13 protein-coding genes are annotated in these 12,548 nt (G+C 67.4%); 10 read left to right on the top strand and 3 right to left on the bottom strand.

Annotated features, from left to right (window positions below; translation table 11 throughout):
- Window positions 1–6: 6 nt before the first annotated feature.
- From ACSFBL_RS03195 to ACSFBL_RS03160, 8 genes are all read left to right on the top strand, one after another.
- A complete protein-coding gene (locus ACSFBL_RS03195) occupies window positions 7–942 on the top strand; it encodes a flavin reductase (RefSeq protein WP_435514289.1) in 936 nt (311 codons plus the stop codon).
- A 28-nt stretch (window positions 943–970) separates the two neighbouring features.
- Entirely contained in the window at window positions 971–2,131 is a 1,161-nt protein-coding gene (locus tag ACSFBL_RS03190; RefSeq protein WP_435514288.1) for an acyl-CoA dehydrogenase family protein, read from the top strand.
- Window positions 2,132–2,135: 4 nt separating this feature from the next.
- Window positions 2,136–3,242, top strand: a complete 1,107-nt coding sequence (locus ACSFBL_RS03185; protein ID WP_435514287.1) for an acyl-CoA dehydrogenase family protein — start codon at window positions 2,136–2,138, stop codon at window positions 3,240–3,242.
- Window positions 3,242–4,003: an enoyl-CoA hydratase/isomerase family protein gene (locus ACSFBL_RS03180; protein ID WP_435514286.1), complete on the top strand. Its 762-nt coding sequence runs from the start codon at window positions 3,242–3,244 to the stop codon at window positions 4,001–4,003. The genes ACSFBL_RS03185 and ACSFBL_RS03180 overlap by 1 nt, the downstream gene beginning before the upstream one ends.
- A gap of 125 nt (window positions 4,004–4,128) precedes the next feature.
- Window positions 4,129–6,258: an acetate--CoA ligase family protein gene (locus ACSFBL_RS03175; RefSeq protein WP_435514285.1), complete on the top strand. Its 2,130-nt coding sequence runs from the start codon at window positions 4,129–4,131 to the stop codon at window positions 6,256–6,258.
- Window positions 6,255–7,013 (top strand): SDR family NAD(P)-dependent oxidoreductase, encoded by a 759-nt coding sequence (locus tag ACSFBL_RS03170; RefSeq protein WP_435514284.1) that lies wholly within the window; start codon window positions 6,255–6,257, stop codon window positions 7,011–7,013. The genes ACSFBL_RS03175 and ACSFBL_RS03170 overlap by 4 nt, the downstream gene beginning before the upstream one ends.
- Window positions 7,010–7,378, top strand: coding sequence for a VOC family protein (locus ACSFBL_RS03165; protein ID WP_435514283.1), 369 nt, complete (start codon window positions 7,010–7,012; stop codon window positions 7,376–7,378). The genes ACSFBL_RS03170 and ACSFBL_RS03165 overlap by 4 nt, the downstream gene beginning before the upstream one ends.
- A complete protein-coding gene (locus ACSFBL_RS03160; RefSeq protein WP_435514282.1) occupies window positions 7,375–7,908 on the top strand; it encodes a nuclear transport factor 2 family protein in 534 nt (177 codons plus the stop codon). The genes ACSFBL_RS03165 and ACSFBL_RS03160 overlap by 4 nt, the downstream gene beginning before the upstream one ends.
- 26 nt (window positions 7,909–7,934) lie before the next feature.
- Here the strand turns inward: ACSFBL_RS03160 and ACSFBL_RS03155 are convergent, their stop codons facing one another.
- A complete protein-coding gene (locus ACSFBL_RS03155) occupies window positions 7,935–9,149 on the bottom strand; it encodes a lanthionine synthetase C family protein (protein WP_435514281.1) in 1,215 nt (404 codons plus the stop codon).
- A gap of 56 nt (window positions 9,150–9,205) precedes the next feature.
- A complete protein-coding gene (locus tag ACSFBL_RS03150; RefSeq protein WP_435514280.1) occupies window positions 9,206–9,607 on the bottom strand; it encodes a GreA/GreB family elongation factor in 402 nt (133 codons plus the stop codon).
- A 356-nt stretch (window positions 9,608–9,963) separates the two neighbouring features.
- On the opposite strand from ACSFBL_RS03150, the gene ACSFBL_RS03145 reads away from it, so the two are divergent.
- Both ACSFBL_RS03145 and ACSFBL_RS03140 read left to right on the top strand, forming a co-directional pair.
- Window positions 9,964–10,335, top strand: coding sequence for a hypothetical protein (locus tag ACSFBL_RS03145; RefSeq protein ID WP_435514279.1), 372 nt, complete (start codon window positions 9,964–9,966; stop codon window positions 10,333–10,335).
- 339 nt (window positions 10,336–10,674) lie between these two features.
- Window positions 10,675–11,946: a sensor histidine kinase gene (locus ACSFBL_RS03140; protein ID WP_435514278.1), complete on the top strand. Its 1,272-nt coding sequence runs from the start codon at window positions 10,675–10,677 to the stop codon at window positions 11,944–11,946.
- 2 nt (window positions 11,947–11,948) lie between these two features.
- Here the strand turns inward: ACSFBL_RS03140 and ACSFBL_RS03135 are convergent, their stop codons facing one another.
- Complete coding sequence (locus ACSFBL_RS03135) at window positions 11,949–12,377, bottom strand: cupin domain-containing protein (RefSeq protein ID WP_435514277.1); 429 nt, start codon at window positions 12,375–12,377, stop codon at window positions 11,949–11,951.
- Between the last annotated feature and the right edge of the window lie 171 nt (window positions 12,378–12,548).

Raw genomic sequence — 12,548 nt, 5'->3', positions numbered from 1 at the left:
GCCGCCATGTCCGAGCTTGCAGAACGCGTCCTGCCCGCGATCGAACCCGCGCTGCTTCGGCAGCTGCTGGGATGCTTTCCGACCGGCGTGGCCGTCATCACGACGCGCGCGCCCGATGGCCGGCCCGCGGGACTGACCTGCAATTCCTTCAGCTCTGTCTCGCTGGAGCCGCCGCTGGTGCTTTTCAGCCTGCGCAACGCGAGCAAGTTGCTCGGCACCTTCGAGCAGGCCGAGGGCTTCGCGATCAACATCCTTTCGGAGCACCAGGACGCGCTGTCGGGCCGCTTTGCCTCGAGCCGGATCGAAGACAAGTTCGACGGCGTCGCCTGGCGGCCGGGCCCGCTGGGCATGCCGCTGATCGACGATTGCCTGACCAGCTTCGAGTGCAGCGTGTACGCCAGCCACGCGGCCGGCGACCACACGATCTTCATCGGCGAGGTCAGGCACATGAGCGCCGGTGCCGGCGACCAGGCCCTGGTGTTCTACAAGGGCGCCTACATGATGCTGGCCGAGTCGCTGCGCAAGCTGGTGGTGCAGGGCGAGCTGGGCACCGCCGACATCGACGAGGCGTACCGCACGCTCTATGGGACCCTGCTGCAACTGGCCTGCGACCGCGCGAGCGACAGCGAGCTCGAGGCGGTGGAAGCGGCGGTCGATGCGATCGAGGCCCATCCCGACGACGCCCCGCTGAAGGAGCGCATCGCCTCGGCCAGCGGCTTCTTCTCCGCGATCGCCGCGGCCGGCCACAACGGCGCCCTGACCCTGATGGCGCAGACCATGACCAGCGTGCTGCGCGAACGCATGACGCACGTGCTGCCGGTGCGCCCGCGCCCCGACCTCTACCCGCTGCGCCGCAACATCGCGCACAGCCTGCGCCGGCGCGACGCCGCCGGCGCCGCAGCCGCCCTGGACGAACTCATCACGCAGCTGCGCAAGGGCTGACAGACACATTCCCCGAGGAGACAACGAGATGACCATCGACTACGCCGGCTTCCGGCGCGAACTGGAAGAGTTCGCCCGCAAGTCCTGTCCTGCCGAGATCCGCGCCGTCGTGGCCGCCGGCCAGAAGATCACCAAGCGCGAGTACCAGGCCTGGCAGAAGATCCTGAACGCCAAAGGCTGGGGCGCGCCGGGCTGGCCCACGGAGGCGGGCGGCACCGGCTGGGACATTCGCCAGCGGCTCATCTTCGAGGAGGTGATGGCCGAGAACGACTGCCCGCCGCTGTACCACCACGGTCTGGGCCACATCGGCCCCGTGATCATCCGGTTCGGCACGCCCGAGCAGAAGGCGCGCTTCCTGCCGCGCATCCTCGACGGCGCCGACTGGTGGTGCCAGGGCTATTCCGAGCCGGGCTCGGGCTCCGACCTGGCCTCGCTCTCCACGAGCGCGCGCCGCGAGGGCGACGAATGGGTCATCAACGGCCAAAAGATCTGGACCTCGCATGCGCACGAGGCCAGCATGATCTACATGCTGGTGCGCACCTCGAAGGAGGCGAAGAAGCAGGACGGCATCTCGCTGCTGCTGGTGCCCATGGACGCCAAGGGCATCACCGTGCGGCCGATCCGCACCATCGACGGCTGGCACCATCTCAACGAGGTGTTCTTCGACGAGGTGCGCGTGCGCGCCGACAACCTGATCGGCGAGGTGGGCAAGGGCTGGACCTGTGCCAAGTACCTGCTCGAGCGCGAGCGCCTGCCGCCCGCGAACGTGGCCCGCCTGGACCTGGTGCGCCGCCAGGTCGCTCGCCTGGTCGAGGACGCCGCGAGCGAAGCGGCCGGCCGGCGCGATTTCAGCGGCCTGCACCACAAGCTGCTGTTGTGCGAGGCCGATGTGAAGGGCGCGCGCGTGATGATGGCGCAGGCCACCGACGACCTGATCCACCAACGTCCGCTGGGCGTGCAGCCCTCGGCGATCAAGATGACCTGTGCCGACGTGGCCCAGCGCCTGACCACGATCGCGCTCGACGCGGTCGGACCCGAGGCCGCGCACCGTTTCCTGGCCGATGCCGGCGAGGACGTGCCGGCCGCCACCTGGATCCAGAACTACATGTTCACGCGCGCCCGGACCATCGCCGGCGGCACTTCCGAAGTGCAGCGCAACGTGGTCGCCAACGAACTGCTCGGAGCCTGACCAGATGTCCACTTCCTTCCATTCCCTTTTCCCCGGCATGCTGCTCGACGCCGCGGACCGCTTCGCGCAGGACCACGCCACCGCGCAGGACCTGCGGGGCGACCCCGTGCGCGAACTCGGCTGGACCGCGACCCTCGTGCCGGAGGAGGCGGGCGGCGTCGCCGGTAGCCTGTCCGACCTGGGCTCGATCGTCGAGGGCCTGGCGGCGCACGGCCTGCACCTGCCGGTGATCGAGACCTGCGCCGTCGTGCCGCTGATGCTGCGGGCAGCCGCACCCGACATCGCGAACCGTTGGCTCGAGGCTGTGGCCGACGGCAGTGTGCAGATCGCGCCACTCACTGCACTGTCGGCCACGCCCGACGAGCTAGTAGTGCGAGCCCGGCACCTCGACATCGGGTACGAACTGCGCGGTACGGTGCACGGCGTCGACATCTCGCTGCCCGCAACGCACTACCTCGCCCCGGCCGACGCGGACGGCGAAGCCGCGATCTTCCTCGTCGATGCCGAGCGCATCGCACCCTCGGCGCGCTACCGCACGATGGAAGGCCGCCGCGGCGCCGACTTCGTGTTGTCCGGACTCGCGCTGCCCGAGGCCGCCTGCCTGGCACGCGGGGCCGCCGCTCGCGACGCACTGGCCGCGGCCACCGACGCGGCGCTGCTACTGAGCGCGACCGACACGGTCGCCGCGCTCGCCGCGCTGATCCAGCAGACGGTCAGCCATCTCAAGGAGCGCCGCCAGTTCGGTGTGACCCTCTCCACCTTCCAGGTGCTGCGCCACCGCCTCGCCGACATGTACGTGAAGTACCTCGGCGCCAAGGGACTGGTGATCCACTGCTTTCGCGAACAGGCGCAGGGCGCGGCGGACCTGCGCCGCACGCTGCGGCTCGCGAAGGTCTCGCTCGCGGAGTCGGCCCGCGCCTGCGCCGAGGCCGCGATCCAGATGCACGGCGGCATGGGCGTGAGCGAGGAGGTGCTGGCCACCCGTCTCGCGCAGCGCCTGATCGCTTCCGAGTTCCGCTACGGCGACCGCCTCACGCATGCCGCGCATCTGCTGGCGCCGCGTGACGGCGTCGACCACCTTTCCGTTTCCAACCTCACCGGGAGTGCGTGATGAGCGTCAGCCTCGAAGTTTCCGAATACGTCGCCGTCGTCCGCCTGGACAAGCCGCCCGTCAATGCGGTCGACCGCGAGACCCGCCGTCGCATCATCGAGGTCTTTGACGAGATCTCCGAGCGCACCGACATCCGCGTCGCGATCCTCACGGGCACCGGCAAATACTTCTGCTCGGGCGCGGACCTGAAGGACCGGCCGGATCCCGACAAGGCGGGCGACTTCCTCGGCCACAACCGCCTGACGCGCGAGACCGGCAACGCGATCCGGGAGTGCGCCAAGCCCGTGATCGCCGCGGTCAACGGTCCCGCGCTCGGTGCCGGCTTCGGCCTCATGGCCGCCTGCGACATCTTCCTGGCATCCGAGGATGCGAGCTTTGCGATGCCGGAGATCAACGTCGGCCTCGCCGGCGGCGTGTCGATGCTGCGCACGATGGTCGGGCGCTCGTTCACGCGGCGCATGTTCTTCACCGGCATGCGCGTGCCGGCCGCCGAGCTCTATCGGCGCGGCGTGCTGGACGAGGTCGTTCCTGCGGAGCAGCTGCTGCCGCTCGCGATGCAGATCGCACAGGAGATCGCCGGCAAGGCGCCGCTCGCGATCGCCTATGCCAAGCAGGCCGCGAACATGATGGATCTGATGCCGCAGCGCGACGGCTATCGCTTCGAACAGAACATCACGATGGCGTTGGCGAAAACCGAGGACGCGCAGGAAGCCCGCAAGGCCTTCCTCGAAAAGCGCCAGCCCGTCTACAAAGGCAAGTGAATGGATCTCCCCCAGGCTTCCCCACTTCGTGTGGTCCGCCAACCCCCTCTCCGGGGGCAACACCGGCGGCCCGGCGGAGCCGGTTCCGCGGTGTTTCCGGATCTGCCCGCATTGGAGCAATCGACATGAATTTCATTGAAGTGGGGCGCGGACTCGATGCGCTGTTCAGCCCGCGCTCGATCGCCATCGTGGGGGCCTCGGATGACGTCACCAAGATCGGCGGCCGGCCGCTGCAGTTCCTGCTGAAGTATGGCTATGCGGGCACGATCTATCCGATCAACCGCAAGGCGGGCACCGTGCAGTCGGTGCCGGCCTATGCGAGCGTGGCGGCCTTGCCCGAGACGCCCGAGCTGGCCGTGGTGGCGGTGCCGCCCGAGGCGGTGCTCGACGCGGTGAAGGACTGCGCTGCACGCGGCGTGCGCGCGGCGGTGGTGCTCTCGGCCGGTTTTTCGGAGATGGGCGAGGCCGGCAGCCGGCTGCAGGGGGAGATCGGCCAGGTCGCGAAGGCGAGCGGCATGCGCATCGTCGGCCCCAACTGCCTCGGCGCGATCGGGGTGCCGGACAAGAGCATTGCGACCTTCTCGGTGGCATTGGAGGCTTCATTCCCGGAGGCGGGTCCGGTGGGCATCGTCTCGCAGAGCGGCAACCTGGGCAGCTACACATTGCGGCTGGCGGCCGAGCGCGGCCTGGGCATCAGCCGCATGCTGACGACCGGCAACGAATGCGATGTCGACATCGCCGACGCGATCGCCTCGCTGGCGACGGATCCGGGCACCACGGTCATCCTATGCTGCATGGAGACCTGTCGCGACGGCGGCAAGCTGCAGCAGGCCATGGCGATGGCCCGTGAGGCGGGCAAGCCGCTGGTGGTCCTCAAGGTGGGCGTTTCGGAAGCGGGCAGCGAAGCCGCGGCCTCGCACACCGGCGCGCTCGCCTGTTCGGACGCGGTGTTCGACGTGGTGCTGCGCAACGGAGGCGCGATTCGTGTGCCCAGCATCGAGCAGTTGCTCGAGGTCGGCCATGCACTCTCGGTCGTCGGCCCCGGACGCGCGCCCAGGGGCAACAAGGTCGCGGTGCTGACGGCATCCGGCGGCTTCGGCGTGCTGCTGGCGGATGCCGCCAGCGCGCAAGGCCTGGCGCTCCCCAAGCTGGCAGCGACGACGCAGCAACGCATCCTGTCGGTGGTGCCGTTCGCATCGCCGTCGAACCCGGTGGACATGACGGCGCAGGTCTCCAGCCGTCCGGAAGTGCTGGCCCAGGTGCTGGCCGCGGTGGCCGACGACGAAACCTGCAACGCGCTGATCCTGCAATCGGCCAATGCCTTTCACGTGCCGCGTCTGCGCGAGGTGTTCCTGTCGGCCCTGGCCCAGGTGCGGCGGGACCACCCGACGCGCCTCATCCTGCTGTGTGCCCGCGCGCCCCAGGACGTGCGCGCGCAGCTCAATGCCATGGGATTCCCGACGGTCGAGGGCATCGACGCGGCCTGCGCGACACTTGCGGCCCTGATGCGCTTCGGCGCGCGCGAGGGCGCCCCCCGCGCGGCCCCCGCCGTGGCGCGCGAGCCGCTACCCGCCGAAGCCTTCGCGACCGAAGCGAGCGCCAAGGCGGCACTGGCGGCGGCCGGCCTTCCGGTGCTGAAGGAAGTCATCGCGACCAGTCGCGAGCACGCGCTCGCAGCGGCAAGCGGCCTCGGCTTCCCGCTGGTGCTCAAGATCGTGTCGCCCGACATCGCGCACAAGACCGAGGTAGGCGGCGTAGTGATCGGCGTCCGCTCCGAAGGCCAGCTCGTCGACGAGTACGAGAGCCTGCTCGCACGCGTTGCGCACAGGGCACCGCAGGCCCGCATCACCGGCGTGCTGGTGGCGCAGATGGTGCAGGGCGGCACCGAGCTGATCCTCGGCACCAAGAAGGACCCGGTCTTCGGGCCGATGGTGATGGTCGGGCTCGGCGGGATCTTTGCCGAGATCCTCAAGGACGTCGCGTTGCAGCCGGCGCCGGTGGATGAGTCGCAGGCGCTCGCGATGCTGCAATCCCTCAAGGCCTTCCCCTTGCTCGACGGCGCGCGCGGCCGCGCGAAGGCCGACGTGCAGGCTGCCGCTCGCGCGGTCGCTGCGCTGTCGCGCTTTGCCGTGCGGCATGCCGACAGCGTCTCCGAAATCGACATCAACCCGTTGGTGGTCCTCGATGCAGCCAAGGGCGCCTTCGCGCTCGATGCGCTGCTCGTTCCCGAACAGACTCCGAAAGGCAAGCAATGAATGCATCACTGGAAGGCCGCGTCGCCTTCATCAGCGGGGCCGGCCACGGCATCGGCCGCGCGACCGCGCGTGCCATGGCGAAGCTCGGCGCCATCGTCGGCGTCAACGACCTCAAGCAGGAGTTCGTCGACGAGGTCGTCGCCGAGATCCTTGCCGAAGGCGGCAAGGCGATCCCGCTGCCGCGCGACATCGCCAACCGCGAGGGCATGCGCGAGGCGGTGCAGCATTTCGCGCGCGACGCGGGCCGGCTCGACATCATGGTCAACAACGCCGCGTGGGTGCGCTACCAGCCGTTGGCCGAGATCACGCCGGAGGTGATGGACCGCATGGTGGAGATCGGCTTCAAGTCGGTGATCTGGGGCATCCAGGCCGCGGCCGAGGTCATGGATCCGCAGCGCGGCGGCGCAATCATCAACGTCGCCTCGATCGCAGCCTTCAAGTCGCCGATGCGCTCGGTGGTCTACAGCGGGATCAAGGCGGGGGTGCTGGGCATCACCCGCGCGGCGGCCGCCGACCTGGGCGTGCGCAACATCAGGGTGAACGCGGTGGCGCCGGGCGCGGTGCCTACGGAGGGCACGGCCAAGCATCGCAATGCGGAACTCGACGCCCGGCGCATCGCCCGCACGCCGCTCGGGCGGCTCGGCACGGTGGAAGACATCGCCGACGCGATCTGCTTCCTGGCGGGCGACGGCGCGCGCTTCTTCAACGCGGACGTGCTGCGCCTCGATGGCGGCGCGTCGGAGACCTCGCTGTGAGCGCGGCGGCGGTAGCGCCCAAGCGGCTGCAGAACGTGTTCGTCGTCGCGCAGCGGCCGGGCGAGCTGCATGCGTTCTACGAGAACGCCTTGGGGTTGCCGCTGAAGTTCCGTGACCAGGACCGGTGGATCCAGTACGCAGTGGGCAACACCAACGTGGCGCTCGCGTCGGCCGACGAGGCTGCACCCGCCAGCGCCGGCCTGGTGATGGTGTTCGAGGTGGAGGATTTCGAAGGCGCACGCGAGCGCATCGAAGCGGCCGGCGGGCAGATGATCGGCGTGCGCGACATGGGCTCGCACGGCGCCGTGCTGTCGCTGCGCGACCCCGAAGGCAACATGGTGCAGCTTTTCAAGCGCGCCGCATGAGTGCCGGTGACCTTCAGGCGCTGCTGGATCGCGAGGCGATCCGGGAGTGCGTGTATCGCTACTGCCGCGGGATCGACCGCGCGGACGAGGCCGCGCTGCGTGCGTCCTACTGGGACGACGCGACGGATTGCCACGGCGCCTGGAACGGCAGCGCCAAGGGCTTCATCGACCAGGCATTGCGCAAACTGCGCGAAGGCGGCCGGCGTGTTCACCAGGTGAGCAATATCGCTATCGAATTGCATGACGACGTGGCCGCCGTTGAAAGCGCGTTCCTCGCGCTGCAGGCGCCGGCATCGACCCCGGCGCGGGAGACCTTCCTGTGTGGCCGCTATCTGGACCGCTTCGAGCGCCGCCGCGGCCAGTGGCGCATCGCAGCGCGCACCGTGGTCTATGACTGGATCGAGGAACGCGAGCGGCCCGAGCTGGCGCTCGCCAATGCCGCCTTGTACGGGGTGCGCCAGCCGAATGGCGCTGCTGCGCCCTTCGATCCCGTCTACCGGCTGCTCGGCGAAGTGACTGAACTTCCCTGAATCGAACGTTCGTTCTCGACCACGTGCTAGCTCGCAAAGAAGACGTCAAGCGTAGGAAACCGGTCGGTACCTTCGATGCAGTCCCAGAGATACACCGCAAACCCCAGGTCCCCCGTCCATAGCGAATAGCGCAATTGGCCAAACCGGGCGAGGTCGCGTTCGGTCTGGTGGATACCGTGCATGGCGAACGCCCGAGCCCGCTCGAGCCACACGCTGCCGCCAAAACGCCGATGCAGCTTCAGGAATGCGTAGCCGTTGCCCCCGGTGCCATGGCACAAGTTGGACCCCTTGCGCAGTGGACCCGCGCTCCAGGTGGTCTCCCCGCCAGCCACAAGCAGGTCATCGAGGCTGTCCGACGGGAAGTCCGCGAGACAGATCACGAACCCCGGAGCACCGTGGCAAAACTGGACAAGGCCGGGCGATTCGCTGAGCGGCGAGCCGTCGAGTCTCGCGCGCCAGTTTGCTCTGTCCCGGTCGCACTCGACCGTCTGGCGTACGGTGTTGGCGATGCACTCCTGCCATCCGGACCAAGCCGCAGGTGTGAGGAGATGTCGTCCATTCACAAGAACGGCAGCTGTTGCCACGAACCCGTGAATCGCATCCAGGTACGTGCTGGTCTTGCCATACAAGTCCTGCGTCCAGTAGTGACAGCCATGTTCTGCGGACCAGTGAAGCTCTGACCAAAGCTGCTGGGCCGTCGTACGGTAGAGCTCAGACCAGATGGCCTCGCCCGTCTGCTGATGCAGGAACAGCGAGGCCAGGAGTGTGCCCGGTGCACCCCACATCAGTTCGCGCGCAGGATGGTCGCGCGTGCCCTCCACAAGTCGGACGAGTTCGGAACATGTCTCGCTCGAGGGCGCATGCCACTGCTGCAGCAGCTGAATGCCCGTGTCTCCCATGAGGTAGCTGCCAAATGGCTTGTCGGCCTCGTGGCCCATCTGCATTCGATTGGGCTCAAGGAGCGACTTCACGTAAGGGGCGTAGTCTCTCTTCAGGCGGACGGCGCCCCGAATTTCCAGATAGCGAAGCGCCCACAGCACGCCGCATGCACCCCAGTAAAGCATGTAGGAAGGCGCGGATTCTGAACTGTCGTTGGGGTGGGTCGGCCAGAGCAGCTCAGGGGAGAACCGAGCCTCTGCGTCGTCAACGATCTGCTCGATCTTGCTGCGAACCATTGCTTCGTCCCAGGCGTCGGGGACAAGCGGTTCGTGACGGTCCGGGTTGAAAAGCATTGCGGCCATACACACAGTCTACAAAGGAGCGCCGCCCCAGACCATACTGAAACGAGGCGATGGAACTACGTGGCGTAGTCGCCCGTGGCTTCGGGCTGGAACAGAAGGGCCGCGACCTCGGCCGCGCACGCCTCGCCGTTGGGCGTTTGCCATCGGGCGACGTCTCCTTCCTTCAGGCCCAGCAGACCGCTCCCCACAGGCGAAAGCACCGAGATGAAGCCCGCCCCAGGCTCAGCGTCACCGGGGTAGCAAACCGTGAGTACCTGGCGTCTGCGGGTGGCGACGTCGACGACTTCCACGCGCGAATTCATCGTGACGACGTTCGCCTGGACGGATCGGGAACTGGTGACCTCGGCATTCGCAAGAAGGTCCGCAAGGGGTGGCCGCAGTTGCCGGCTGAGCAGTGTTGTCAGACGGGCGAAATCAAGGTCGGTGAGCGTGCGCTCGCCGTGAATCGTTGCATGCATGAAGCACTCCATCGAATGCGGCGCCGAGGCTGGGCGGCGGCCGCTACCGCGCAAGGATGGTGCCCGGCGGTGAATGGTTGCGCTGAAAGCAAAGGAGCGGACCGCCGGGCCTAGGAATGTGCTGGCGTCAGCTGACGACGAGCCTTCCTTCCGGCCGCACGCGCGCAGGTCGCTGCGAGAAGCAGCGCGGCTACGACGTGGGTGCAAACGAGGGCGGTGATCATGGGGCGAGTTTAGGCCGCAACGGACGTCCCGCAAGCAATGACCTCGCGGTCTTTGCCAGATTGTCGATGGCAGCATTTCGCGTCCAAGCCTGTCACCGATAGGCGATAGGATCGCCGAATCCCTCAAAGGCCATGATGACCAAGCGCAACACCGAAAAGATCCTGAGGACCTACGGCTTCTGGATCCTGTCCCCGCTGCGCGATGAGTGTCGCGAATTCCTCGAAGCCAACACGCTCAAGGAATTGATCGAAAGCCCGGGCAACTTGCGGTCGGCGGCATTGTTTCGCGATCAGGCGGATGGAACGACCGAGGTGGTCATCCTGGCGTTGTGGGACTCGATGGAGAGTGTCGAGAGGTTCCTCGGCAAGCAGGACTTGCGCAAGCCCAGGATCGATCCCACGGTGCACGCCAAGATTTTCGACCGCGAGCCCTATGTGCGGCAGTACGTGCTTTCCGACCCGGACGCGCTTGCGCTGATCCCGCCGAGTTGGCGACAAGGCTAGCCGGAACGGGTCCACGTCGGGCAGGGCGGCATCTCCCGAAAGTGGCACGTTTCCCTGCCCGGAGTCGTGCCACCGGGGTCCCCATCCGAGGGGGATGCACGCCGGGCGCCCCGGCATGTTCCATGGGGCGCCCGGTGCGCGTTGCGTGCGCGGGGGCGGCTGTCGAGGCTTGCGCCTCGCTCTATCGTGCAAGTCGGGCGCATCCACTTCGAGGCGTGACGCTCGAGCCTCCTCGCGGGACCATCACTCCGACACAACCAGAACGGTGATGGAGCGAGCCATGAAAGTCACAAGTCCCTGCGCACCCGACCAGCCCTGCGCGCGTGCGAGGGATCGATCATGATCGGCCAGGAAAGAGGCGCGTCGCTCGCCTTCGCTTCTGCCCGAATCAACGTGCTCAGGTTGCTGGCCTTCCAGGCAGCGACCTCGCTGGACAATGGCCGCCTCTTCGGCGAGGTCCGGGAGCGCGATGCAAGGGCGCGTCGGCTTTTCAATGCCAACATCATCGGCATCTTCACCTGGAACCTCGATGGCCGGATCCTGGAAGCCAACGAGGCCTTCCTGCGGATCGTGGGGTACGGCAGCGACGACCTGGCTTCGGGTCGCATGCGCTGGAAGGACCTGATGCCGCCCGACTGGAGTCCCGACGACGACCTTCTGCTGGACGCGCTGAAGTCGACCGGCATCGCGCCGCCTTTCGAGGCCGAATACATCCGGAAGGACGGGAGCCATGTCCCTGTGCTGGTCGGCGCGGCGTTGTTCGACGAAATGCCCAGCGAGGGCGTCGCTTTCGTCCTCGACCTGACGGATCGCATGCGCGCGGAGGAGGCGGCGCACGACAGCCTGCGTCGCTGCCACGCAGCGCAGATGCGACTGGCCGACGCGAACCGCATCGCGAGCATCGGACAGCTTTCCGCGTCGATTGCCCACGAGATCAACCAGCCGCTTTCAGGCATCACCATCAACGCCAGCACCTGCCTGCGGATGCTGGCCGCCGATCCTCCGCAGATCGAAGGCGCCCGGGAGGCGGCCCGGCGCCTGCTTCGTGACGCCGATCGCGCATCCGACGTGATCGTGCGCTTGCGGGCGCTCTTTGCCGGGAAGGAGACAGCGCGCGAACCGGTCGACCTGAACGAGACGACGCTTGAAGCGATGGCCCTGTCAGCGGCGGAACTGGAGAAGGTCGACGTGACCTTGCGGACGGATCTCGCCGAGGGCCTCCCGCCTGTCACGGGAGATCGCGTGCAGCTTCAGCAGGTCATCATGAACCTGCTGCGCAACGCCATCGATGCGATGAAATGCGTCGAGGATCGACCCAGGGAACTGGTGATCACGACGGGGCGCGAAGACAGCGCCGGCGTTCGGCTCTCCGTTCAAGACACGGGCACAGGGTTCGATCCTGCGCGCATGCACGAACTCTTCCAGGCTTTCTACACGACCAAGCGCGACGGCATGGGGATCGGCCTGTCCGTGAGCCACTCGATCGTCGAGAGTCATCGGGGCCGCCTCTGGGCGGAAGTGAACGACGGGCCGGGTGCCACGTTTTCCTTCTGCATCCCGAGCGCAGCCGAAGGCGCGGCGGTCACGTCGACGTCGTCGCCTTCGCGCTGACTTCATGCGCTGTGCCGGCGAGGGTCGTCGCAGGTGTCCATGTAGTCCAGGCCCAGCGGGCCGATGGCGGTGACCTGCGTGACGTATTCGCCCGCCTTCGCCCAATGGAAGTGGGGCGTGTCGCCGGGCAGCACGATCACGCTGCCGGGTGGATATGCCATGAGCTTGTCGCCGTCGAATCGGTCTCCGAGGCCGATGTAGAAGACGCCCGAAATGACGGTGTAGATTCTGTCTTCCGGATGTGTGTGGGGCATCAGCCTGATGTCGTGAGGCACCTTGACCCTGATCACGTAGGGTCCCGGCTTGTCGGGCTCGCCGACAACGACGGCAAGGCGGACCGTGGGCGGGAACGCCGGGAATGGCCGCCAGTCGATGTCTTCGGGCAGCACCGATCGGAAGTCCGCTTGTCCTGGTTGATGGGTTGACGTCATGGCAGCCTCCAGTGTGTGTTGGGTCTTGCAGGCATCCATTCCATCAACACGATGCCGGCGCGTCGATTGCACCAAAGTCTCGCCGATACCTTCGTGCAATCGACGCGAGCCCCTGCGTCTGGTTTGATCCGTGACGGAAGTTCGAATCGATCCCACGAAACCAGGAGTCCG

Source organism: Variovorax glacialis (genome assembly GCF_051216375.1).
Classification (GTDB): domain Bacteria; phylum Pseudomonadota; class Gammaproteobacteria; order Burkholderiales; family Burkholderiaceae_C; genus Variovorax.
The sequence above is the reverse complement of the archived record's forward strand: the minus strand, read 5'-3'. Positions and strand labels throughout refer to the sequence as shown.